We start from the raw sequence: 22,404 nt of genomic DNA on the forward strand, positions 1-22,404 counted from the left end.
TTCAAATGCATTTGTCGGGCCAGTTCCGAGAAAGGGAACAGAGAATGGAGGCGACCTAATTCACTCGTTGCAAAACTTTGACGATATTTTTTAAGCATATCGAACTCGGTAAAACCTAAACAAGGTTCGATTTCTGAGATTTTTTGTATCTTTACCATGTGTTTTTATTTTTAATTACCCCCGTTTTGGCCGTCAAACCGTTTTTTGGGGGGAATGCTTAAAGATACAAAAAAGGCAACTAACTCGCAATGAATTAGTTGCCTTAAATTTTATTATTTTAGGAATATCCCTTTCTATATTGTAACAAAACAATTACACGTCCGAATTTCCACTCTCAACTCTCAACTCTCAACTCTCCACTCTCAACTTATCCTAGTACCACTGAATGTTACTTTGCGTTTGGCTTCTCTGCTCATACTTCAAGTCTTGCAAGATGCTTGCATTCGCACGGATGGTAACATTGTAATATTTCCAGCGTCCGAAAGGAGAAAGACTGGCGGACAGGTTGAAACAGTGCAAGTCACGGGAGATTGTACAAGAAGTTTGCGTAATCTCTTTTGCCTGAAAATCATAGCCCGAGTTGAACGAGAGCGACCAGTTATTAGAAATCTTTATATTTCCGTTTGCATTGATGTTATGCGTATACGTATAAGGATATCGCATGGAATAACGGTTAATAGGCTTAGACCTATCTTCACGGATATTAAACGAATAGCTAAGGCTCAACGACCAAGGCATCTTAAACACCTGATAACCATCCGGGTCTGCCTGTGCTTTCTCTACTTTCTTAGGTGTAGTACCATCTCCTTCCGTTCCGTCAGATTCTTCATCATCACTATCCTCCGACTTCTTATCTTTTCCTTTTTCATCCTCCTCTTTCGGACCGAACCATTTCTTCCATGTGTCATTATTAAAGGTATAGTTGAAAGAAGAACCATATCCTTGGAAACGCCCGAAACGACCATACGACCATTCTGTACGGTTACTGGTCACTACATTACCGCTCTTATCGAATGTATAAGCATACGTAGCAAACGATGCATTCATATTGAAAGTATAATTCTTCGTCAGTTTCAAACGGAGGTTCATGCTTAAATCACTCCACGGTCTCTCTTTGGCAGCCATATTATAGGACATGCTCGCTCCCAATTCATCAATCAGACTGACTTTTTTAAGCGTATCTTTTTTGGCGTCGTAATACTTCATCTCCAGGTTATTTGAAATAGAGAAGCTGACTGTTCCCGACCCTTCGCGCGAAGGTACTCCATAAGGTTGCCCCGTGAAAGGAGAATAATATTGCGTATTGCCATTATAATCTGTATATTCTTCCCAGTACTTGCTGAATCCCGGAGCACCGCTAAGACTTACCTGCGGCGTGAATACATGACGAATCTGTATCTCTTTCTTCTTAGCAAAAAGAGGTTTGTACATACCATACAGTTTCGTACTCAAACTCAAACTTGCCGAATAATTGGAAACCCGGTAGAAACCATTCAATGTATCACCCGGCAATGCTTCCAATTTATGGTCTACCTCATTATATTGTTGATTAATCTTACGAGTATACCAACGCTCTGTATAATTGACCGAAGGAGAAACCTGCAAATATTTGAACAGTGTAAAAGTAGCACTGATAGGAATATTGTGATTCATTGCATTCTCCCATTCACTTAGTCCGGCTTTAAACAGACGGTCGTCTTTGGTACGAATACTGTTTGTCAAACGTCCCGTATAGCTAATGGAAATCTTTTCGTACCAGCGTTCAGCTCCCGCTGCCTTCTTGCGTTTGAAGGGAAACAGACGGCTCAACGTAATATTCAAGTCAGGCAAAGTGACCGCAATAGAAGAGTCACGCATTGTCTGTGCGATATTGGTAGTTCCGGATAAGGTCAGACCGATATCAGGAAAACTACGAGAATAACTAATACTTGATGTTTTGGTATTTTGAGTCAACAACTGCGAATTATAAAGGTTGTTTATATTGGAACGTTCGTAACTACTGGTTGAGAAGTTCACACTGGCGGAGAATGTGCTATTCGGACTAGCCTTAGCATCCTGACGATGGTTCCATACTACCTTAAAATCCTTAGCAACTGCATAGTCCGGCATCCCTTTATCTCCTGTCTTGGTGACCTGATAGTCCGCTTGCAGCGTACCGGAATATTTATATCGTTTATTATAGTTTGTCAATCCGGACAATCTCCATGAACCTTTCGTGAAGATATCTCCCGTTATTTTCAAGTCCATGATATCACTCATGGCAAAGTAATATCCTCCTTCTGCCAAACCGAAACCACGGCTGGAGTCATCCATATAAGTCGGCATAATGAAACCGGAAGAGTAACTGCTGGAGAATGGGAAGAAGAAGAACGGCACAGCCAACGGCAGAGGCACATCTTCCACAACCAGATAGGCAGGTCCTGTCACTACATTCTTTTTAGGGCGCACCTTAGCTCTCGTCAGCTGCATATAGAAGTGGGGATGATCGTGATGATCGCAGGTTGTATAACGCCCATGCTCCATGAAAATTTCATCATTGGCCCCTTTCTTCGCCTTGCTTCCGGTCACATATCCTTCTCCCTGCTGGGTGACGATATCAGTAATTCCCGCTTTCTTGGTTTTGAAGTTATATCGGATTGTTTCCGTATCATACGAGGTATCACCTTCTTTAAATACCGGTTTACCTTTTTCCACTCCGGTAGTATCCTTGATACCATAAGCATGCACAGTACTACTATCCAGATTCATCGAAATAACTTCCGCAGCCAGTTCGATGTTCTGATAATTCACTTTTCCGCTACCATAAAGTGTAGCGGCTCCTCCCAAAGTAAAGACAGTGGAGTCGTTAGATTCATAAACAACCGGTGCATCGAGTGGTTGTTTCTTCTTTACCGGTGCGATAGAATCAATGCGTACCGTTACCGTATCTGCTTTCAACGAATCATTTCCCTGAAGGGAATCCGTTTTCGCGGTATTGGAGGCAATCATTCCTCTTCTTCGACGTTGAGACGTAGCCTCATCGGGAAGCATCAGTAAGACAATCAGCAGTATGAATGATATAAGTATTTTTGCTTTCAATGGCGCCATTAACTAATAGTTTACGCTTGAAGTGGCAAAAGTACACAATCTTCACCAAATATGAGTTAGAATCTTCGTTATTTAATTATTTTTTAGTGCTATAAAAAGAGAGAACACCATCTATCAAAGCGGCTTAGACCTTCTTCACCATATTTTGCAATACTTTGCCGTGCTTTCTCCACTGTTTTCTCTTCATCCAGATGGGTTTTAGAAAAGAATTTATCCGCAAAGCAAATCAATTGTTCTTCCAGGGTGATGGGCAGCATCTCGCGATGAGGAACAGGAAGTTGCTGGGCAATGATATCTTCCAACGAAAGTCCGGCTCCCGTATGGCGTTCGCACACCAATGCGTGTTGGGGAAAACCTTCCGCCCGCAAGATTTCGGCTCCCAAATATCCGTGAGCGATATAAGGATGAGTGCCAAAGCACTGAATAGTTGGAGCGTCGGTCTGAAAAATACCAATATCATGCAACAGAGCGGCTTCTTTTACAAAACTCCGGTTTAAACGCAATTCGGGATGAGCATCCAGCATTTTCATTGCTTTTCCGGACACGGCCAAACTATGTATTACTAATATTTGTCTCTGCTGGGTATTCTCCGGATAATACTTATCAATGATTTCGTATGGATTCATGTGCTTTATTTTTTGCTCTCTTGATGAGAAATTAATATTTTTGTGCAATATTACAAAAAAATTACCGATATGCAAACTAGAGTTTCCTTCATTCTTATATTTTTGTTCATTATGTTGTTGCCAATGCGTGTAAACAGTCAAATTGTCACGGGAGCAGAACAGATGGATCAATATCTGCCGTTGCTGAAAGGAAAACGCATCGGAATGGTGGTCAATCACACTTCTGTTGTAGGAAGAAAGCAGGTTCATCTTCTCGATACCTTATTAAAGAGAGACGTCCGGGTGGTCAAGGTATTTGCTCCCGAACATGGTTTCCGTGGTAACGCAGATGCGGGTGAAACGGTGAAAGACGGAAAAGATTCCCGCACCGGCATTCCTATCGTATCGCTTTATGGTGACAACAAAAAGCCGTCTGCTGCCCAACTAAAAGATGTCGATGTGATTGTATTCGACATTCAGGATGTAGGGGCACGCTTTTATACCTATATAAGCACGATGTATTATGTGATGGAAGCTTGCGCAGAGAACAAGAAAGAAATGGTTGTACTGGATCGCCCCAATCCGTGCGATTATGTGGATGGTCCGATACTCAAACCTGCCTACCGGAGTTTTGTCGGCATGTTACCTCTTCCGGTACTCCACGGATGTACCATCGGCGAACTGGCACAGATGATAAACGGGGAAGGATGGATTGCCAACAAGAAAAATCCTTGTTCATTAAAGGTAATTCCAATGACCGGATGGAAACATGGATCACCTTATTCACTTCCCATCAAGCCGTCGCCCAACCTCCCGAACGATCAGTCTATCCGATTGTACGCCTCGCTCTGTCCTTTTGAAGCCACCCGCGTCAGCGTGGGACGGGGGACAACTTTTCCTTTCCAAGTATTGGGCGCACCTAATAAGAAATACGGAAGTTTCACTTTTACTCCCCGCTCCTTACCCGGTTTTGACAAAAATCCGATGCACAAAGGTATCACCTGTTATGGGGAAGATCTCCGGAATGTAACCGATGTGAACGGATTTACACTCCGCTACTTCTTGGACTTTTATCGCTTATCCGGCGAAAACGCAGCTTTCTTCTCCCGTGCCCGATGGTTTGATTTGCTGATGGGAACTAACAGCGTACGCAAAGCTATCCTCAAAGGAGAATCGGAAGAGGCTATCCGGAATAGTTGGCAAAAGGAATTACAGGATTACAAGGAGATCAGAAAAAAATATCTTCTCTATGAGTAAAAAACTAGTATCATGCTCTCATTCATTTTCATAAACCACTTATAATTAAAAGAATAAGTATGATAGATAACTATTATTTCCGGCATCTATCATACTTAGACCATCAAAAACGAGGTATCTATCATACTTGATTAATCCACGCTCTCTCCTGAAGTTTCATTTTTTTCCCGTTCATCACCAACTTGCAATGCACTTTTTGCATTAAGTGGAGATATAACAGGGCGTTTTAGCTGACTTTCCAATTGCTTGCGAGCAACTCTTGCCACATTTCCTCCATCTTTTGCCACTTCGGCATTTTCAGCAAAACCGGATGGGTTTCTCTCTTTGGACAAATCCGTAGTAGCCGTTTCAGCAAGCATATTAAGGATCAGTTCAGTGTTCGTCATATTGTCACGGAGATTTTCTTTCTTCAATCCTTTAAACTGCTTATATTCTTTTGCCGACTTTTCAGCCCATGTCTGATAAATTATATCCGTTAATGCAGCAAACTGAACGCCCTCTTGCATCCCATTTCTTTTCCATTCATCAGTAAGTTCCTTCCGTACTTCAATTGATTTCAATCGTTGATTAATCCAATTGTCCGAGTAACCTAAAGATTTATATTCCATCATCGCCCGATTTATAGTCAGTTCGGGGTCCTGCATTTCATCCAAACGCTCTTTGGCGACTTGAGCCATCCACATTTTAAAGGGTTCCGCTTTGGGCGAGGGAATAGATTGAATTAGACGGAAAAGCTGTTGGGTTGTAGCTACATCTGTCTTATACAGTTTGCCGTCAGAAGAGGGTAATTTCAGTTGGTGACAATTTGTCACCAACTCACTGCCTTCTGCTTTGAGACGCTGTTTCAACTTATTCCAATACTTGCGCCCATCAACACTTTCTGTTAGCACACTTACCACATCCACAATGGAAAAATACCATTCCTCCTTTTGGTCATCCCAAACAGCACGGATCTTCTTATTTTCAAATACTTTTATAGCATCTTTCTTAGTCATAGCATTATATATATATATGATGTAAACAATTAATAAATAGCAAATTCTATTCTACCTCCAAAGGTACAACATGATAATACGTACCATACGTTTTCCGTTTAGATTTCACTCCGAGCCGCTGCAAGATACGCCCGAAATAAGACGCCTGCCTGGCGGAAAACGTCATTTTACTTGCTTTCTGAATCCGGCGCAAAATATCAATAGCCAGTAGCCATTCCCCTTCTTCCTCTTCTTCCGCCCTACGATAATAAACCATAAATAACTGTTCGATGGCAGGAGATTGTTCAAACTCACGGTTGTTTTCCGTCATGATAGCCTCTTCTTCGGAGTCAAACCAATAACGTTCATTGTGATAAAGCAACTCCAACGCCTGTGCATAAAGCTGTTCATAATCAATAGGACGCGACACATCTATAGCTCCTGTCATGTAAATACCGATGAAACGACGGCTACCGGAAGTATCCGTCAACAAATCCCGATGATTGCTCGTGGCAATGAACGATGCATACCGGCGAAGCTCTTCCACTGCCGAAGCATTCGGACGACGTGTGTTCACCACCGGCTTTTGCAGAATATGTTTCAGAAAAGCCTGTTGGGTAGGGCTAATCTGGTCGAATTCATCCATATTGATAAGCAGAAAGCGATTCAGATACAACTCCGCGTCCCGTTTCCGACTGAAATCAATGCTATCCGTATAGTACGCCTGTAAAGCAGGAGGAAGAAGCATTCTGCAAAAAGTCGATTTCCGATATGCCTGCGGGCCAATCAACAAAGGTGACGTACTGTTGGCGTGTTTCTTATCCATTCCCCTCCAATGGGCAACCATATTCAAAAACCACCGACGGAACAACGGCGCCCAATGTGGATTATCACAGGGAACACGGTTGGCCAGTTCCAAAATCCGGTCTTTACCATCCCAGTGAGGCAGATGATACAAAAAATCCTCCACAGGCTGATAAACAGGCACATGATCAGAATCCAAATAGCGGATTACGTCCCTATCCCACATTTTCACCCCTTCATACATCGCATTCATCGTGATACTCGCCAGCACCCGCTTGTCCACCGGACGAAAATAGAAATTAAAACTATTCCGTTCGCGATATTCCACTTCCGTGGTCAGCGTATTGTATCGAAATTCATAACGGCGCTTCATAAATTCGTCCATCTGCATGGCGAAAAGCTGTTCGGCCGTCAGACTACTCTTCTTGCCGAATCCCTTGGCGGAACGGTACACACTTTTCACAGTTTCACGAATCAGCAACTCGTCCGAAGGGAGCCGGTAGTGCGCCTTTGTCCACCGCACAGTATCTTCTTCGGGGATACCTGCCCGAAAACAATGCTCCGCCAAACACACTAGTAGCGGTTGCAGATCGTCTCCCTCCCGATATCCGTCCAGTTCTTCGAGCGCCCTGTTGAATGCAGCGGAGAAAAGCACCGACAATGCTTCATAATTTTCATATCCGGGCGCCATTCGCTGCAAAGGAGAATCGGTTTCCCGCGTTCGTTTGATAAAAGTCGTTTCGGACGGAAGACTGACGGGCTGCTTCATATAAATGGGCATTGCTTTCGGATTGAAATAAAGTTCAGGATCATACGTCAGCCGGCAATATTGTTCGAGCGACGGTTCTTTCAGTTCGATATCAAAAGGCAGTTGTGGCTGATAATATTTCACAGCCGTCTGATAAGCATGCGCGTGAAAAAGTTCCGCTTGCTCGCGTAAAGTCGGCAAGCGGTCGTCCGGATAGGTGAACCGCACCCATATCTTTACTGATTTGCCGGAAGATCCGGTAAAAGCAAGGTATGTTTGCGGAAGCTCTTTGACCAGTTCCTTTATCTCATCGGCTTCCGCTCTTCCTGAAAGATTGTTGACTTCCATCATCACTATGCCGTTATATTCATTCAAGGTCATTACCCCTTCTTTACGGACAAAAGCTGCGGCAGGCATCACTTTGGGAACTTTACGCACCTCTTCAATCGAATTTCCCGGAAGAGTATACCGCAAGACTTCCCTCATCTTTGAGACGGGCTGCGCCTTGACTTCCGTTTTCATCTGCTCCAAAAGGAGCTCCATTTTCAACGTCCGTAAGGTTTTTACCTTGCCATCGTCTCTGACTAATGTTATTCTCATCTTTTTTTATTATTATTTCCAGTAAAAGGAAAGCTGCACTACAGCCATACAAAGATACAACATGCTCTTCGCCCAAACAAATTTCACTGCTTTTATTTGCTACGCCACACGACTTTATTTTATAGAAATAATGCTTACTAAATTTGCGAATAAAGACAGGATAATGTATCTTTGCAGGCAGTAAGACTTCAGCCCGCATAAGTGTGCCGTACAGCCCACCTATGCGGGCTGTATAGTTTACATTTGTGGGCTCTACAGCCCACGAATGTGTGCCCAAGAAAAGCCACTGATTCCAGTTGATTATCCAGGTTGCAATTGTAGGTTATCTTGCTGCAAAACAATCATTAAAATGCCTTTTAAAAGGCGTTTTAGCCACATTAACCCATAATAGAAAAGACATGTACGCAAAGTATGATTTTCGCAAAAAGCCGTCTTCGAAAGAAGACGAAGACGAACAGCCGTTGTATCCCCGCATCGTATCGAACGGAACCATCGACTTTCAACAAATTGTAAAAGAGATCGCTCAAGCTTCCAGCTTTACGCCGGCAGATATTGAAGGAGTTCAGCTGGCTATTGAAAATAAAATATCCGAATATTTAGTCAGCGGACATCACGTTCAGTTGGGGAACCTTGGATATTTTTCAGCCAAGCTGAAAGCACGTCCGGTGATGGATGCCAAAGAGATACATGCACAGTCCATTTATTTCGATAATGTAAATTTTCGTCCATCATCTTCTTTCCGAAAGAAGGTTCGCGGATTTGTGGAAAAAGCGAAGTCAGGATTTGCACATTCCGCCGAAGTTCCGGTGGAAGAACGTCGCCGCAGGTTGGAGAAGTTTCTGGATGAACGACCGATGATACGACGCAAAGAGTATACGCAACTGACGGGACTACTAAAGAACAAAGCGCTGAATGAATTGAACGGATGGGTAAAGGAAGGAGTACTTGACACCATTGGAAGCGGCAGTCATAAAATTTATGTGCGAGTTAATACCATGAAAGATTAAACAGTAAAAACAGTGGAATAAGAATGATAGATACCCATATTTCATGAAGAAAGTATGATAGATACAAAATTTCAGAGACATCTATCATTCTTATTCATCAGATTATAACTATATTAGCAAAAAGAATGAGAGTTATGATAGTTATTTTCTACTCTAAGAACAATCAGTTAATAACAAAACAATGAAAGATAAAACACAAAAAAGCTTCAGGGGAATAGCCCGGACATTACTTCTTGTTTTCTGTTATGCCTTTGGTAGTCATACTTTTGCATTGGCTTTAGAGCACGAACAAACAGTAGAAACTTATAAAGTAACAGATGTCCCCAATCCGCGTAATGAAAGCTCTTCCAATTGGGTTAGCAATCCGAATCAGATATTGGATGAAAGTTATGTGTGGGAGATAAATAATATGTTGTCACAGTTAGAAGATTCATTGAGTATTGAAGTGGCGATTGTTGCGCTCTCTTCTATCGGAGAAGATATTCCGGCAGAGTTTGCCCACAAGCTTTTTGAGCACTGGGGCATCGGAAAGAAAGCGGACGACAACGGATTACTGATTCTTTTAGTACTCGATCAACGTAAAGTCACTTTCGCAACCGGATACGGTTTAGAAGGAGTACTTCCCGACGCTTTATGCTTTCGCATTCAACAGAATGAAATGGTTCCGTGGTTTAGAAAAAACGACTTTGACAGAGGAATGACAGAGGGAGTCCGGGCTGTAACATTGGTGCTTTATGGAAGCGACTATGAACCAGTTTCTCAAAGCACTTCTGATAATTACTGGAAAAGTGCCAGCAATACGTTGTGGAATTTTCTGGCAAATCAGTCGCCTATGCTTTGGATATTCTTGATACTGGTAAATGTTCTCACTTATCGCATGAAGGTAAATAAAGCTCGCCCCAAAGACGGTTCAGCATTAGCAGCAATCAAAGTCCTGACACTTTACAGCCCACTTGGATGTCTTGTGTTGTTTTTTCCGGTCTGGCCTGCACTTATTGCGGCATCCTTATGGTATAAGTTCTACCAAAAACAACGTGTTATTTTGCAGAGTAAGACCTGCGACTCTTGCAAAGCTGTGGCTTTACAACTTTTATCCAATGAGCTTGCAACCCCTTTATTATCTGCTTCCGAACAAATGGAACACAAACTAGGTTCTGCCATCCACCGTATTTATCAATGTACTTCCTGCGGCTGGATATTGCGGTATAAATCTGTCGTCGGAAGCGAATATAAGATGTGTAATCAATGCCATACCATTGCTTCCAAGCGTATCAGTCCGTGGAAAACAGTTAAAGAAGCCACATATTCCGATGCCGGATTGGAGGTTGCCGACTATCTTTGCCTAATGTGCGGAGATAAAAAGCAGGCAACACAGAAGATTCCCCGCAAGACACCCCCAAATAGTGACAGTCCTAGTAATAGTCACAGTAGCAGTAGCAGCAGTAGTAGTAGCGGCAGCAGTAGCAGTAGCGGCAGTTTTGGTGGTGGACGTAGCGGTGGCGGTGGAGCGTCAAGTAGTTTTTAAGATCGGCTATTCATTTGAAGAAGTCGACTAACCAAACAAAGACGTGGAAACACATCTCACCTGAATATTTTCATAGAAAAATGGTTATCCACTCCTTTATTCTAACTATTTTTGCATAGATAACCGAACATAAAAAAGTGAAATGAATATTGAAGAATTTAGAGAATACTGCCTGTCTTTTAAGGGAGTCCATGAGAAGATGCCGTTTCCCAATGTGCCCGACAAATATAGCCGTGACGTTCTATGCTTTTATGTAGCGGACAAATGATTCTGTTTCGTTAACATTGAGATTTTCGATTTTTGTTGTATCAAATGCAACCCTGACGAATCCGGAGAACTGCAAACTGAATATACCGGCATAAGACCAGGATGGCACATGAACAAGAAATATTGGATCAGTGTCTATTTCAACCAAGATGTACCTGATGAGAAAATCAAAGAGCTTGTAAGCAACTCCTACGATATTGTAGTTAAAAGTTTGACAAAGAAAGAACGGGAAATGCTATAAATAAAGGGAGGATTCAAAAACCTCCCAAATGTAAATCTTGTATTTTGTTTTCTTTCCAAAAAACAGTGAAATTATAATTTACACCACTATTCCTGTAAAACACAATCTCCCAACTATCACTATATAGTACAGCCGGCACGATCGTATAGGGATAAAATTCATCCTGCCAGGATCCGTATATTTTTTCTTTATGTTTCTGCTGGCTTTTGCTGGACAGCATGCTATCTAGTTGTTCGGCCATAGGTACCCAATTCTGCAATAGCACCTGTAATTCCAATAATTGCCTGGAGAACGGAGCAGAAGCGTCCCCTTCTATCAAAACAAGAGTTTCTACCGAGTAAAAAGGCAATTGCACTGCACCACTCCAAAGGTAACATTTATCTCGCCACCAATCACAAACCTTACAGGTAAAGATGCCCAAACCTTCCACTTTATACTCTCTCTTAGTTCCAAACAACTCGTTTATCAGTGTCTTGAATACTTTCATTACTTTTCCCATCGTTTTCTTTTTTTTAGTATGCACTAACAATGTTACTATGATTTCTGGAATCTTACCGCTTGCTATGTGGGTGTGTTTGTGTGCATATTGTTCAATTTTAAGTTTTTATTCTTCGTAATAAGTAAAGATACGCTCGACATAAGGTTTTAATATACGACCGAGCCCCGTGCCAAAATCAACATAATCTTTGAAATTCTTTGTTTCAATCCAGTTACCATTCGCATCACAGCCGTAGTCTTGGAAGTCTTTGTAGAGTATTTCAAATCCTGGCCGCTCGTCAATCGGCCGTCCTTGTTCATCGTATTTCTCTTGCACGATACTATTACGAACAACGGTTTTCAGTTTACCGTTCGGATAATATTCACGTTTACACCAGGACTCTAACTCTTTATTACCTTCATCGTCAATCCTATATTTTTTCACAACGCGATTACTATCACTGTATTCATAGATGAAATGCGTTTCCGGCCTATCACGACTCAGCAAATCATACACTTGGGTCTGCGCCAACAAGCCATTTGTATCATACTCATAGACTGTTTTTCCCGATAATTCCCCTATATTATAATATTCCCTCTTCTCTACCAACAAATCATGTTCGTTATAATCATATTCGGTCATAGCCGGTTTGTCAATCGTGCCGTCAATCTGTTTGGTTCGGATAAGATTTCCCCTGTCGTCATAAGTATTTATCTCCCCATGGGAATCACTATACACAATTTCCAGTAGTTTCCCGTCAGTATTATACTTACTGACAATCGTACTGTTAGTTTTCGGAAAGCTAAGTGTAGATGTATGTCCCCAAGTCTCATAGGTATAATCGGTCTTTCGGATAATATTTTCTTGTTTATCGTACTCGTTGCATTGAGCAAGATTGCCGTCGATATTGAAATGAAAATGGTAGTGATGTATTCCGTCCTCTTCCCATTTCTTGCCTTTTTTGAATTTCGTCGAAAAGAAAGACGATATATTTTCCGGACGATAATAATAGATATCCAACGTTTTGACTTTTCCGTTCAACCCCATCCTGCTTTTGTCGTTATTGACAGAATCTATTGTCGGGGGAATGTATTTCAAAGGAGATTGTTGGCAATCTGCAAATATCGATATAATCAAACTTCCTAAAATAACAACGACTACAACGGCTTTATTTTTCATGTTTTCTTTGTGTGTTACAATGTTTCGACGCAAAGATAACAAAACAAAACCAGTTCTAAAATATAACTGACGTAAAAGATTACTTTCGTGTTATTATAATATCATCAAAGCAGAGTTCCAATGACTGATTATCGGGTTTATACTCTGTCCAATCTTTCGGATCGCCACTTTCGTTGTCTATCATTAAATGATAATAAGAGAAGCCAGAGCGTGGATCAGGCAATCTATGAATCTTATAGCTCCCTACAGTTGCCAACTCATTATCTTCAACGACTTTCAGCCAGCCTAAAGCCTTGTCTAACTGTTGAAGATGAGATAACTTATCCTGCTCGCCTTGTTTTAAAGCGTCAACTGTTTTTGTTCTTTCGTTTTGTAATAACTCTATTATATCTTTCATGCTTTCCACTCGGTTAGTATTGAATTAAAATCTTCAAGCATCAAGTCGAAGTCATAATCCAGCTTCTTCTTTTTTAGCTTGTCAGTTACGTGGTTTAAAGCAAACAGAATATATTCACTTAGCTTTAACCTCTGTTCGGAATGACTTAATTCACTGAATTCTTTTTCAAGGTTTAGTCCGATTCTAATTTTCCCGGTATCTGCCCTGAATGGTCCAAATTCAAAACGATTGCGAAGGAAATATCCATTCTTCTCTATTTCTTGCCTGGTAAACATAGTGAGCAGTGTCCGATAGAAATCTTTTTGTTTCAATTTCAACTTTTCATCGGCTATGATATAGTTTGTTTTACAATGGTCGTGGTCATAATAACTATACGAACAATTAATTATAATTCGATTAATAGCACGTCCGTATATTTCGGGGCGCATCCTTCTATCCAACTCCGGTTTCAGTTCTTTGTCAACGCTCTCGATTACTACCTTGGAGTTTTCATAGCAGTTACCAATTGTCCGCTTTATCCAAACCGGATTTTTAGGAATCCAGTTTCTCTGGCTTTCAAGCCTTATATCCTGTATATCTTCCTTTATCTCATATTCCCAAAATACGGATTGCTTTTGATTCGGGTCGTCAGGACTGAAACAATAACTTGTCCTTCCCTGCTCCATAGTAAAACCGTTGACTCTTTTCGACCAAATGGCATCGACAAAACGAGTTTCTCCAAATTTATTTTGAAAACAAGTCGCGGGATTTCCATTAAAGAATTGTCCTCTCAATGCTTCGACGGGTTCGTGATTTCCCCAGCCGATAATAGCCAGACTCTCGCAAAGGCGAACGGCTTTATTCCATTCTCCGGCATTTTTATAATCCGCATATTTCAGAAACTCGGCAAACAAGCGTTCGCGCAACTGTTCTATTTCTGATTGAGACTGCAAAAATTCTTCCAGTTCTTTTAAGTCTTCTATTTCAAATATCTTTTGCTCCACCACATTTGCCCTTAATTTCAATCTCAGTTTTTTAGTATTATGCAGAAATCTCAGCCTCTTTCTTTCTCTTTTTCCACAACTGCCACGAATTAATAATATTCTGCCATATATTATACATACAGCATAATATAGCTCTGATTATCAAAGTAAAAGCCCACCTATTACTAATAGTGGGTAACAAAATAGTAACAAAAAAAAACGAAGAAATCGCTTTGCGGTGGGCTTCATGTGCAAAGGTAACAAAAGCTCTCTAACCATAAAAGCAAAACTGGCGAAAAGAAGAATACTGTTTTTCTTTTCGCCAGCATATATAATTTGCTGTCAATAGAAATTAGTTTAGTCCGTTTTGGATATATAGACAAAAACACAAACTAAACTTGTGTTTATAATAACTTTTTCAACTTATCTATGACATATCTTCCAATGCAGAGAACTTTGAATGATTTAGGCAACAGATATTTGGATGTTTTAATTAGAATGTCCCTTTTTTACACCTAATATCTATCTAAGAAATCTTACTTTTGTTTGATAATTAAAACAGAATGGAGAAAATTCAAGTAATACAACCTACCAAATTGCTCGCTCCTTATATAAAGCAATATTGGCTTTTAAGGATAGATGATGTAAAGCAAGGCTTTCAACGTTCTATCCCGGCAGGTTGTGTAGCACTTGTTTTTCATAAAGGGAACAAAATTATTTCTTCTTTTCATAAGGAAACGCAGCCACATTACAAATAGGGTAAATTTCAATAATGGATTGTTTTGATGAAAAAAACTCTTCAATATTTAGACTTACTGACATAGAGCTGTCATAGAAGACGCTATCTTTGTATCAAAAAGTATTCAACTTAATATTATAGAATATGAAAAGATTATTTTTATGCTCATCATTTGCTGATGTTGCTAATCTATTTGTCGATTGTGCCAAAGAAGATTTGCAAGGGAAAATTATAGCTTTTATACCAACTGCAAGCCTTACAGAACCAATACGATTCTATGTAAAAAAGGGGAAAAAGGCTTTAGAAGAAGCAGGAATGATTGTTGAAGAAGTCGAGATTACCCAACTGCCCAAAGAGGAAATATCTTCTATATTACATAAATGCGATTATATCTACATAACAGGTGGAAATACATTTTTCCTTTTGCAAGAGTTAAAAAGAAAAGGTGTTGATAAAATTATATCTAAACAAGTGAAATTGGGTAAACTGTATATTGGGGAATCTGCCGGAGCAATAATAGCCTCTCCCGATGCAGAATATATGAGAAGTGTGAATTTTGATCCAATAGAAAAGGCTCCTGAATTGAAAGACTGTACTTCTTTAGATTTGGTCGATTTTTATACGATTCCCCATTATGGAAATTTTCCATTCAAGAAAAAAGGTGAAAAGATAGTTCAACTATATAATGAGAAGTTGCAGCTTATTCCTATAAGTAATAAACAAGCTGTTATTATTGAAGATTCAAATATTCAAATTAAAGATGCAAAATGAATAGAATAGACCGTATTTCTGCTATATTGATTCAGTTACAATCGCACTCGTTAGTGAAAGCACAGCAAATTTCAGAACGTTTTAATATAAGCATTCGCACTGTATATCGAGATATAAGAACATTGGAAGAGGCAGGCATTCCTATCATAGGAAATCCCGGTATTGGTTATTCACTTGCAGAAGGATTCAAATTATCTCCTCTAATGTTTACTCAAAAAGAGGCTTTGTCCTTTTTGATTGCAGAGAAATTAGTACATGAACTAACTGATTCAAATAGCAACGAACATTATAAGTCTGGAATAGAAAAGATTAGGTCTGTCATGCGTTTTGCAGACAAAAATATGTTAGAAACAATGGAAAAGTGCATGTCTGTATTGGATACTTATAAATCATCGACCTATAAACCTGATATTCTTTTACTTATTTTACAAAGTATATACCAAAAAAGAATTATTGAAATATCTTATTTGGGAAGTAATGCGTTAAGTGTTTCAGAACGAAAGATTGAAGCTGTTGGAATTTTCTTTTCGAGAACTAACTGGTATCTAATAGGCTTTTATCTTCCCAAAGAAATCTATCTTACATTTCGGATAGATAGAATTCAAAAAATGCACATTCTTAATGAATTACAATCACGGGAGCATCCTCCTTTGGAAAAATTCATACGCGAGTTTTACGATAAAGAAAAATTACATGAAATCGTTATAAGAATAGAAAAGAATAAAACCTCCATAATGAATGATGATAAATATTATTACGGATTAACATCTGAGAAAGAGATAGGGGATATGTTTGAACTTCATTTTCTAACATTTTCAATCAGTAAGTTTGCACATTGGTATCTGTCTTTTGCAGATAGTGCAACTATAATAAGACCAGATTCTTTAAAATATGAAGTTAAAAATATTATCAATAACATTTCTATTTGATTGCTGTCAAATAGTATTTTTAATCGACTCAATGAAAAAAATATTCGACCAAAGATTTTTCCGCTTATTGTCGGAATGCTCACAACGTAAAGTGTCTGCATCTGAATTTGCAGAAGCTATCGAAGAATTGGCGACCCATGTAGCCAATTTTAGTATCAATGAGCAGGATTACAACGTTTTACTACGTTATTTTTCCTTTGGTTTGCACCGTCTTAAATCGTATCGTGTACGGTTTGAGCAAGAAAAAAATGCCCCATCTGCATCTAATTGATGAAGCGATAGGACTTTTGAACACTGAAATACGCCTTATCGAGTGGCGCATCAAATACCCGGAACAGCTACAGCAACGTATCAACAAACAGCCCCTTTCCCCTCTCTATCTCGCAGACAAGACAACCCTTATCAACATCATGGAAATGGTAAGCGGTCTGTTCCTCTCCAAAAACATCGTGTATCAGAACGGCAAGCCCGCCTACTTGGTGGACTTGGCGAAAGCCTTTGAATGGCTGTTCAACATCAAGATAGGCGACTGTTACCAAAAACATGAGGACGTGATAAAACGAAAGCCGGGCAAACTGACCGGGTTTCTTAATGGATTGGTAGAACTTATCAAAAAGGAACATGACAAGAAAGGATATAGATAATCAGTGACTTATGATTTATTTATAGGGGATTCCATTAGTTCCCCCGTAATTTCTTTGCGCCTATTTTCTGAACTTTGCTTCATCAATTGATTGACAGACAAGAATGTATAATCAGAAAAATGAAGCAATCATGTATATAGACAATGACGATTTCAGCGTATGGATGCAGAAGCTGTACGCCAAGCTGGAAGAACTCTGCAAGGATGTACGGGTACTACGCAATGCGGACAAGGTACTACCCGAAGATGACAACCTATTGGATAATCAAGACTTGTGTTTATTATTCAAAGTAAGTATCAAAACTCTGCAACGCTACCGGGCTATCGGTGCGCTGCCTTACTTCACTATCAGCGGAAAAGTGTATTACAAGGCTTCCGATGTCCGGGAGTTTATTAAAGAACGGTTCAGCGTCACCACGCTACGCCAGTTCGAGAAAGAACACTGTACGAAGAAAAAGAAGTGAATCTGAAAAGCCGGAACGGTGAATGTACTTCATCTGTTCCGACTTTCCCTGCTTATGGCTTACCCAACTTATCGGCTTCTTTCTTTAGCTGTTCGGCTTGCTCATTCAACAGCCTTGCACGTTCCAGTGCTTCTGCCTGCTTTTGGATGCGATATTCAAAATCCATCACTGAATCGGTCAAACTTCGGATAAAACCGTTATCCCGTTGCCACTTGAACTTGTTTTCCAGCATATCAAAAGTTTCCCCGTCTGCCTGTCCTTGCATCAGCAAATAGCGGTATTTCATATCGTTGTCCTGCAACTGCTGCATACGTTCAGCCAAACGGACATTCAAGAATATGGAAACGGAACAGACGACCAGCACTGCCGAAAAAACAAACAATCCCGGACGAATCCAAGAAGCGACCTTGTTGTAAATCCGTTGATAGAACGGTAAGGGCGTAGCTTCCTCTTTATCCGTCTTGCAAGAGCCCAAAGTATCAATCATTACCTTGAAACAACGGTAGGTTTCCAATGTTATTTTCTTGGTGTCCTCTATGTTCTTCTGCTGACCTTGCATCCTGCTCCTTATGTCGTCAAGTTGGCTTTGAATAACCCGCAACTTTTCTTCGGGAACAGCCGAATTACTGTGCAGTTCCGACAACGCTTGTTCGATTGCTCCCAGCCGTTCGAGAGTTTCCTCCCGACTGGCTGGCGTTGCCTGTGCTTCCTGCTTCTCTTTCAGTTCCGTAACCATAGAGAGAAGCCCCTCTAAAATCAAATTATCTTCCATGTCTTTACAGTTTAAGTTGTTTTTTCTTTTTCTTCTTCTTTCTCAAATTAAAATTAGGTTCTTCATCCACTGGGGGAGAAGAAGCGGAAAACAGACCGAGCGAACCAGTTATCAACGGACTGTCAGCCTTGCCCGGTGCAAGTGCTTGCTCCCGAACGGGCGCGAAAGTTGTTTGCCGTTGGCTTCCGGCAACATTCATTCCTGCATACCCGAAACATTTGTCCAGTTTGGAAAAACTGAAACTCCGGTCTATCTCCGAACCCTTGAACGTGTATTCACCTTTGGAAAAGGATATGCCCTGTATCTCGTCGGTCTGTCCCTTTCGTTTGAACCGGACGGTAATACCCTTTTCTGCTAACCGCTCCTGTAACTGCTGCCAGTTACGGGATTTGCCGATTTCGTTCTTCACAGCCGTGTAAATCTCGTATTTCGACTTGTCCGGCTCTTTCAGTCGGTGCTGCTTTACCTGTTCTTTTCCACCAGCGAAATAAAGCCCGTGTTTGGCTTTCAGCTTCTTGCATACCTGTTCGTTACGGTACATATCGTTCCTGTCCGAAATGGTCTTGCCGTTATTGTCTATGCGGTTGAACACGATATGCACGTGCGGATGTTCCCGGTCTTGATGACGCACGATGATATACTGCGTATCGGTGATTTTCATTTCACGCATATACTCCTGCGCAAGTTGTACCATCTTCCCGTCTGTCAATTTGGGCGCATCCACTGTCGAATAACTTAACGCAATATGTCCGACAGGCTTCTTCAAATCGGGATTCATCCCGGTCTGCATACAGAAGCTGCGGATTATATCACCCCGGCTTTCAGTCAGAACCCCGTCCGCATGAAGCAAAACCGCCTGCTCCTTGCCAAGCACATAGTTCACACAGCCCTTAAAACCGCTTCCCTTTTTTATTTTTCCAATCATCCGACAAATGGTTTATGATTCCAATAATCCTGTTTTTGAGCTTCACCAGTTCCACCGCTACCAGTGCGAAACCTCCGGCATTCGCCCGGTGCGCCAACTGGTTGATGTTGTTGGCTTCCCCTGCCAGTTTGCGGATGGTGTCCGCATCCTGCCTGTTCAGCCGGGGTATGACCTCTGCCGAAACAACCGCCTGCCTTACATACTCACTGACACGCAACCCGGCTTCCCCGGCTCGCTTCCTGATGGCGTAATACTGCAACTCGGTCAGTTTCGTACTGACAACCCGTTGCTGCTTCTCTATCCGTTTCTTTGCCGGACGTCCCCCCGGCTTGTCCTTTATACTCGTCATGGTTTTTTACGTTTGAATGGTGTCTTAAAAATTGCGACCAACGGGAGAAATTTTCTTTGCGGTGAGCAAAGCAAGGTAGTTTCGGTTTACCGAAACATAACCTTGCTCTCCAAATAAACCGCCAGCCGTTGATAGTCCTGCCGGATTAAATGCCCCTGCCTCTCTTTTGTCTTGAGGCGGCACGTTGTCCGGTTTCCTGCTTCGTTTCCTGCACTTGGCTGGCTTCGTTTTTCTGTTCCTGCTTCCTGCCGCACAGATAATCGTTCAAGTCCGAATATCCCCTATAATTGTGCGAGAAGTCACGCACACGGTAGGAGTATTCCAATTCGATAGCCCGTGTCGCTTCATATCCAGCCTTGTCATTGTCAAGCATACAGTGGATGCGTTCATACGGGTACAGCACGTCAATGGCTTTCGGCACGTTGACAGTCGAATTAAGAATGACATAGTCCTGTCTGTCAAGGTCGGGCATGGTCGGGCAGTTCTTCATCCGGAGCGTGAGGAAAGAAAGATAGTCCATAAACCCCTCGAATACCAAACACTTCTCTCTCGGCTCTCCCTGCTGCCGTATATGGGTGATGTCTTTCGGGGCAATGCAGCCTTTGAAAAAGGAATTGCGAACCTCGTAACCTCCTGCCATGTTCGGGAAACCGATAGCAAAGAACGGTCTGCCGTTATTGGTAAAATGGAGTTCCTTACATTCTCTTTTTGCCAGTTCGACATTGATACCCCGTCCCTGCAAATAACGGAGCAATGCCGGATGGATAAGGTCACGGACTTCCAAATGCTGGAAGCTCGGTTCTGTCCTACGCTGGGGAAAAGAAAAACTGACCGGACGGACGTGCGGTGTCTGTTCCGCTATCCGGTTTAAAAGGTATGGCAAGCTGTCTGAACAATAGAGTTCCTTTGCCAGTGCGATGATGTTGCCGCCCTTGCCTGCGCCAAAGTCATACCAAAGGTTGCGGTCAGTGTTCACCTTGAAAGACGGTTCGTGTTCCTCCCTTAACGGTGATTTGTACCATAAACCGTTACCCTGCTGCTTGACAGGAGAGTAACCTAAACTGTGCAGATAGTCTGCGATGGGTATTTGTTTCACATCTTCGATGTTCATAACATTTTCTTTTTGGGGATTAAAAAATAGTTGAAAAGTGCACCAGTCCTGTTTAGTCCGTTATATATACACCCGTACCATACTAAACCTGCCTGTTCCGATACTGGGAAATAGTAAGTCCGTTCCTCTTGTATATACACCCGGACTAAACCAAACTGACTTTTAATAATGGAAATCGGGATTATAGCGGTAGCCCTTGCCCTCTTTCACAATCATGCGCTTGTTCACAAGAAACTTGTTAAGCGACACAAGAACATTGCGTCCACGCTCGTAACCGATACTCGCATAACCCTGTTTCAATGCCGCTATGACATTGGAATAGCCTTGTACCACCTGCTTGCCGAAACCGTTCTCCAACGCTTCCCGGTGTTGCTGTTCAGTCAGTTCCGTAAGCGAAAAGTTCCTGTCCTGCTTAGGTTGTTGGAATACATAATCATCCACGATTTCGGGTAAAGCGTTGTCATTGATACGGAATGCGAACGGGTCAAATTCCCGGTCACGTATGTGCATCGCCTTTACCTCGCTTATGTTGCCGTCCTGCTGGCTTTTCGTGATTTGCAGGACGGTTTCAGCCTTGTTGTTCAGTTCCGTACCGATATGCCCCCTTGTGTTGTCATCCCCCTTATTCAAATGCAGAACAGTGTGGATATGCAGGTTATATCCGCTTGACCAGCGCATCAAGAGGTTGATTAGGTCGGTTGATTCGCTGGGGCTGTTGATGTCATACATCAAGTCACGGATTCCGTCAATGATGAGCAACCCCACATCGGGCATATTTTCAAGCATATAGCCGATAATCTGTTTCCGCTTGTCGGGGGTCTGCTCCCTTAGCACGATGAAAACAAAATCGTCCCTGTCCTTGTCGGTAGGCAGTCCGGCAAGTCGCAAAATACGCTCCATGACCTTATGGCAATGGTATTTGCTCTGCTCGGTATCTACATAGAGGATTTTCCGCTTGTTCGGTGGCAGATATGCCGAATACTTCAGTACCTCGTCATTCTTCAACGCCGCCGCAACGATGGCGGAAATGTTGAATGTCTTTTTGCTCTTGGCTTTTCCTGTGGATGCGCTGAAATTACCCAGCGTGCCAATGGTAGAGCCGTTCACCCAGAGTATTTCGGGCGGCACTTCGTAAGTGTCCGTCACCTTTAGATGGATGGTTTTCCAAAGGGCTGCAAAATCCTCTTTCTGCATGGTGACATCCTGCCCGGCTTCTGTCGCTTTTCTATTTTCCATAGCCGCTATATCTTTAAGGGACGGTTAAGGATATATTTCTGCGCTTCCTGCTCTATCTGCGCCTGCGTCTTCACCGGGTTCTGACGCAACCACGCTTCTAATTCCGCTTTCTCAAAATAAAGCATTTTGCCCTGCGGCTTGTAATGGGGTATCAAGTTACCCGAAGTCAGCTTGTACAGGTAACTTTTTGAAAGGTTCAAGAACTTGCTCGCTTCATCAAAACTAAGCACATTCTTTGAAAGGAACACTAAATTTTCGAGTTCTGCAACTCGCTTCTCAATACTTGTTTCCATATAACAAAAGTATTTGCGTTAGACAATATGGAGTGCATGCC

At 41.7% G+C, this 22,404-nt stretch carries 23 protein-coding genes and 2 pseudogenes; 10 read left to right on the plus strand and 15 right to left on the minus strand.

All coding sequences use genetic code 11. The annotated features are described in order from the left end of the window. From BSAG_RS26000 to BSAG_RS21955, 3 genes and pseudogenes are all read right to left on the minus strand, one after another. Window positions 1-158, minus strand: a pseudogene (locus tag BSAG_RS26000) (DDE transposase); the annotation flags it as partial. Window positions 159-372: 214 nt separating this feature from the next. Then, on the minus strand, window positions 373-3,087 hold the full coding sequence (locus BSAG_RS21960) for a putative LPS assembly protein LptD (RefSeq protein WP_008017958.1): 2,715 nt from the start codon (window positions 3,085-3,087) through the stop codon (window positions 373-375). Window positions 3,088-3,176: 89 nt separating this feature from the next. After that, window positions 3,177-3,713 carry an HDIG domain-containing metalloprotein gene (locus BSAG_RS21955; protein WP_004312347.1) on the minus strand — a complete coding sequence of 179 codons (537 nt, stop codon included), beginning with the start codon at window positions 3,711-3,713 and terminating at the stop codon, window positions 3,177-3,179. A gap of 69 nt (window positions 3,714-3,782) precedes the next feature. Here BSAG_RS21955 and BSAG_RS21950 point away from each other — a divergent pair, with 69 nt between their 5' ends. Next, on the plus strand, window positions 3,783-4,949 hold the full coding sequence (locus BSAG_RS21950) for an exo-beta-N-acetylmuramidase NamZ domain-containing protein (RefSeq protein ID WP_008770724.1): 1,167 nt from the start codon (window positions 3,783-3,785) through the stop codon (window positions 4,947-4,949). Window positions 4,950-5,080: 131 nt separating this feature from the next. On the opposite strand, the gene BSAG_RS21945 is transcribed toward BSAG_RS21950, so the two are convergent. After that, entirely contained in the window at window positions 5,081-5,944 is an 864-nt protein-coding gene (locus BSAG_RS21945; RefSeq protein ID WP_004316941.1) for a Bro-N domain-containing protein, read from the minus strand. A 46-nt stretch (window positions 5,945-5,990) separates the two neighbouring features. After that, entirely contained in the window at window positions 5,991-8,075 is a 2,085-nt protein-coding gene (locus BSAG_RS21940) for a BT4734/BF3469 family protein (protein WP_008017953.1), read from the minus strand. A gap of 398 nt (window positions 8,076-8,473) precedes the next feature. On the opposite strand from BSAG_RS21940, the gene BSAG_RS21935 reads away from it, so the two are divergent. The 3 genes and pseudogenes from BSAG_RS21935 (at window position 8,474) to BSAG_RS0222460 (ending at window position 11,115) form a co-directional block, all read left to right on the plus strand. After that, on the plus strand, window positions 8,474-9,082 hold the full coding sequence (locus BSAG_RS21935) for an HU family DNA-binding protein (protein WP_004316783.1): 609 nt from the start codon (window positions 8,474-8,476) through the stop codon (window positions 9,080-9,082). A 181-nt stretch (window positions 9,083-9,263) separates the two neighbouring features. After that, entirely contained in the window at window positions 9,264-10,607 is a 1,344-nt protein-coding gene (locus BSAG_RS21930) for a TPM domain-containing protein (RefSeq protein WP_004316784.1), read from the plus strand. A gap of 142 nt (window positions 10,608-10,749) precedes the next feature. Continuing rightward, window positions 10,750-11,115, plus strand: a pseudogene (locus BSAG_RS0222460) (MmcQ/YjbR family DNA-binding protein). 13 nt (window positions 11,116-11,128) lie between these two features. Here BSAG_RS0222460 and BSAG_RS21925 read toward each other — a convergent pair. The 4 genes from BSAG_RS21925 to BSAG_RS21910 form a co-directional block, all read right to left on the minus strand. Beyond that, the gene (locus tag BSAG_RS21925; protein WP_008997281.1) at window positions 11,129-11,614 is read right to left on the minus strand and encodes a hypothetical protein; all 486 of its coding nucleotides are present in this window, start codon (window positions 11,612-11,614) and stop codon (window positions 11,129-11,131) included. Window positions 11,615-11,719: 105 nt separating this feature from the next. Next, entirely contained in the window at window positions 11,720-12,772 is a 1,053-nt protein-coding gene (locus BSAG_RS21920; protein WP_004316787.1) for a hypothetical protein, read from the minus strand. Window positions 12,773-12,851: 79 nt separating this feature from the next. Further along, the gene (locus BSAG_RS21915) at window positions 12,852-13,169 is read right to left on the minus strand and encodes a hypothetical protein (protein ID WP_004316788.1); all 318 of its coding nucleotides are present in this window, start codon (window positions 13,167-13,169) and stop codon (window positions 12,852-12,854) included. Next, window positions 13,166-14,173, minus strand: a complete 1,008-nt coding sequence (locus tag BSAG_RS21910; RefSeq protein ID WP_008641035.1) for a hypothetical protein — start codon at window positions 14,171-14,173, stop codon at window positions 13,166-13,168. Before BSAG_RS21910 ends, BSAG_RS21915 begins: the two co-directional genes overlap by 4 nt. Before the next feature lie 521 nt (window positions 14,174-14,694). Between BSAG_RS21910 and BSAG_RS21905 the strand changes: the two genes are divergently transcribed. From BSAG_RS21905 to BSAG_RS21880, 6 genes are all read left to right on the plus strand, one after another. Further along, window positions 14,695-14,889 (plus strand): DUF6597 domain-containing transcriptional factor, encoded by a 195-nt coding sequence (locus BSAG_RS21905; protein WP_004315353.1) that lies wholly within the window; start codon window positions 14,695-14,697, stop codon window positions 14,887-14,889. Between the two features lie 125 nt (window positions 14,890-15,014). Further along, window positions 15,015-15,641: a Type 1 glutamine amidotransferase-like domain-containing protein gene (locus tag BSAG_RS21900; RefSeq protein WP_004315354.1), complete on the plus strand. Its 627-nt coding sequence runs from the start codon at window positions 15,015-15,017 to the stop codon at window positions 15,639-15,641. Then, the gene (locus tag BSAG_RS21895; RefSeq protein ID WP_004315355.1) at window positions 15,638-16,570 is read left to right on the plus strand and encodes a helix-turn-helix transcriptional regulator; all 933 of its coding nucleotides are present in this window, start codon (window positions 15,638-15,640) and stop codon (window positions 16,568-16,570) included. Before BSAG_RS21900 ends, BSAG_RS21895 begins: the two co-directional genes overlap by 4 nt. Before the next feature lie 31 nt (window positions 16,571-16,601). Next, entirely contained in the window at window positions 16,602-16,841 is a 240-nt protein-coding gene (locus tag BSAG_RS25400) for a hypothetical protein (RefSeq protein WP_004315356.1), read from the plus strand. After that, a complete protein-coding gene (locus BSAG_RS21885; RefSeq protein ID WP_008770715.1) occupies window positions 16,795-17,214 on the plus strand; it encodes an RteC domain-containing protein in 420 nt (139 codons plus the stop codon). Before BSAG_RS25400 ends, BSAG_RS21885 begins: the two co-directional genes overlap by 47 nt. Before the next feature lie 130 nt (window positions 17,215-17,344). After that, window positions 17,345-17,677, plus strand: coding sequence for a helix-turn-helix domain-containing protein (locus BSAG_RS21880; protein WP_008997282.1), 333 nt, complete (start codon window positions 17,345-17,347; stop codon window positions 17,675-17,677). 52 nt (window positions 17,678-17,729) lie between these two features. Here BSAG_RS21880 and BSAG_RS21875 read toward each other — a convergent pair whose 3' ends face one another. From BSAG_RS21875 to BSAG_RS21850, 6 genes are all read right to left on the minus strand, one after another. Then, a complete protein-coding gene (locus BSAG_RS21875; protein WP_004315359.1) occupies window positions 17,730-18,449 on the minus strand; it encodes a hypothetical protein in 720 nt (239 codons plus the stop codon). A 4-nt stretch (window positions 18,450-18,453) separates the two neighbouring features. Next, window positions 18,454-19,374, minus strand: coding sequence for a relaxase/mobilization nuclease domain-containing protein (locus BSAG_RS21870; RefSeq protein ID WP_004315360.1), 921 nt, complete (start codon window positions 19,372-19,374; stop codon window positions 18,454-18,456). Then, window positions 19,340-19,723 (minus strand): MobC family plasmid mobilization relaxosome protein, encoded by a 384-nt coding sequence (locus tag BSAG_RS21865; RefSeq protein WP_004315361.1) that lies wholly within the window; start codon window positions 19,721-19,723, stop codon window positions 19,340-19,342. Before BSAG_RS21865 ends, BSAG_RS21870 begins: the two co-directional genes overlap by 35 nt. A gap of 145 nt (window positions 19,724-19,868) precedes the next feature. Continuing rightward, window positions 19,869-20,834 (minus strand): toprim domain-containing protein, encoded by a 966-nt coding sequence (locus BSAG_RS21860; RefSeq protein ID WP_004315363.1) that lies wholly within the window; start codon window positions 20,832-20,834, stop codon window positions 19,869-19,871. 162 nt (window positions 20,835-20,996) lie between these two features. After that, window positions 20,997-22,070 carry an AAA family ATPase gene (locus BSAG_RS21855; RefSeq protein WP_004315364.1) on the minus strand — a complete coding sequence of 358 codons (1,074 nt, stop codon included), beginning with the start codon at window positions 22,068-22,070 and terminating at the stop codon, window positions 20,997-20,999. Between the two features lie 5 nt (window positions 22,071-22,075). Continuing rightward, entirely contained in the window at window positions 22,076-22,363 is a 288-nt protein-coding gene (locus tag BSAG_RS21850) for a helix-turn-helix domain-containing protein (RefSeq protein WP_004315365.1), read from the minus strand. Between the last annotated feature and the right edge of the window lie 41 nt (window positions 22,364-22,404).

It is taken from the genome of Bacteroides sp. D1, from assembly GCF_000157095.2.
Taxonomy (GTDB): Bacteria; Bacteroidota; Bacteroidia; order Bacteroidales; family Bacteroidaceae; genus Bacteroides; species Bacteroides xylanisolvens.

What these genes read in the sequence shown, in the direction of transcription:
- BSAG_RS21925 (WP_008997281.1), bottom strand. Translation starts at nt 11,614, where the DNA reads ATGGGAAAAGTAATGAAAGTATTCAAGACACTGATAAACGAGTTGTTT.
- BSAG_RS21935 (WP_004316783.1), top strand. Translation starts at nt 8,474, where the DNA reads ATGTACGCAAAGTATGATTTTCGCAAAAAGCCGTCTTCGAAAGAAGAC.
- BSAG_RS21915 (WP_004316788.1), bottom strand. Translation starts at nt 13,169, where the DNA reads ATGAAAGATATAATAGAGTTATTACAAAACGAAAGAACAAAAACAGTT.
- BSAG_RS21920 (WP_004316787.1), bottom strand. Translation starts at nt 12,772, where the DNA reads ATGAAAAATAAAGCCGTTGTAGTCGTTGTTATTTTAGGAAGTTTGATT.
- BSAG_RS21945 (WP_004316941.1), bottom strand. Translation starts at nt 5,944, where the DNA reads ATGACTAAGAAAGATGCTATAAAAGTATTTGAAAATAAGAAGATCCGT.
- BSAG_RS21895 (WP_004315355.1), top strand. Translation starts at nt 15,638, where the DNA reads ATGAATAGAATAGACCGTATTTCTGCTATATTGATTCAGTTACAATCG.
- BSAG_RS21960 (WP_008017958.1), bottom strand. Translation starts at nt 3,087, where the DNA reads ATGGCGCCATTGAAAGCAAAAATACTTATATCATTCATACTGCTGATT.
- BSAG_RS21870 (WP_004315360.1), bottom strand. Translation starts at nt 19,374, where the DNA reads ATGATTGGAAAAATAAAAAAGGGAAGCGGTTTTAAGGGCTGTGTGAAC.
- BSAG_RS25400 (WP_004315356.1), top strand. Translation starts at nt 16,602, where the DNA reads ATGAAAAAAATATTCGACCAAAGATTTTTCCGCTTATTGTCGGAATGC.
- BSAG_RS21850 (WP_004315365.1), bottom strand. Translation starts at nt 22,363, where the DNA reads ATGGAAACAAGTATTGAGAAGCGAGTTGCAGAACTCGAAAATTTAGTG.
- BSAG_RS21855 (WP_004315364.1), bottom strand. Translation starts at nt 22,070, where the DNA reads ATGGAAAATAGAAAAGCGACAGAAGCCGGGCAGGATGTCACCATGCAG.
- BSAG_RS21955 (WP_004312347.1), bottom strand. Translation starts at nt 3,713, where the DNA reads ATGAATCCATACGAAATCATTGATAAGTATTATCCGGAGAATACCCAG.
- BSAG_RS21930 (WP_004316784.1), top strand. Translation starts at nt 9,264, where the DNA reads ATGAAAGATAAAACACAAAAAAGCTTCAGGGGAATAGCCCGGACATTA.
- BSAG_RS21900 (WP_004315354.1), top strand. Translation starts at nt 15,015, where the DNA reads ATGAAAAGATTATTTTTATGCTCATCATTTGCTGATGTTGCTAATCTA.
- BSAG_RS21860 (WP_004315363.1), bottom strand. Translation starts at nt 20,834, where the DNA reads ATGAACATCGAAGATGTGAAACAAATACCCATCGCAGACTATCTGCAC.
- BSAG_RS21880 (WP_008997282.1), top strand. Translation starts at nt 17,345, where the DNA reads ATGTATATAGACAATGACGATTTCAGCGTATGGATGCAGAAGCTGTAC.
- BSAG_RS21865 (WP_004315361.1), bottom strand. Translation starts at nt 19,723, where the DNA reads ATGACGAGTATAAAGGACAAGCCGGGGGGACGTCCGGCAAAGAAACGG.
- BSAG_RS21950 (WP_008770724.1), top strand. Translation starts at nt 3,783, where the DNA reads ATGCAAACTAGAGTTTCCTTCATTCTTATATTTTTGTTCATTATGTTG.
- BSAG_RS21905 (WP_004315353.1), top strand. Translation starts at nt 14,695, where the DNA reads ATGGAGAAAATTCAAGTAATACAACCTACCAAATTGCTCGCTCCTTAT.
- BSAG_RS21875 (WP_004315359.1), bottom strand. Translation starts at nt 18,449, where the DNA reads ATGGAAGATAATTTGATTTTAGAGGGGCTTCTCTCTATGGTTACGGAA.
- BSAG_RS21940 (WP_008017953.1), bottom strand. Translation starts at nt 8,075, where the DNA reads ATGAGAATAACATTAGTCAGAGACGATGGCAAGGTAAAAACCTTACGG.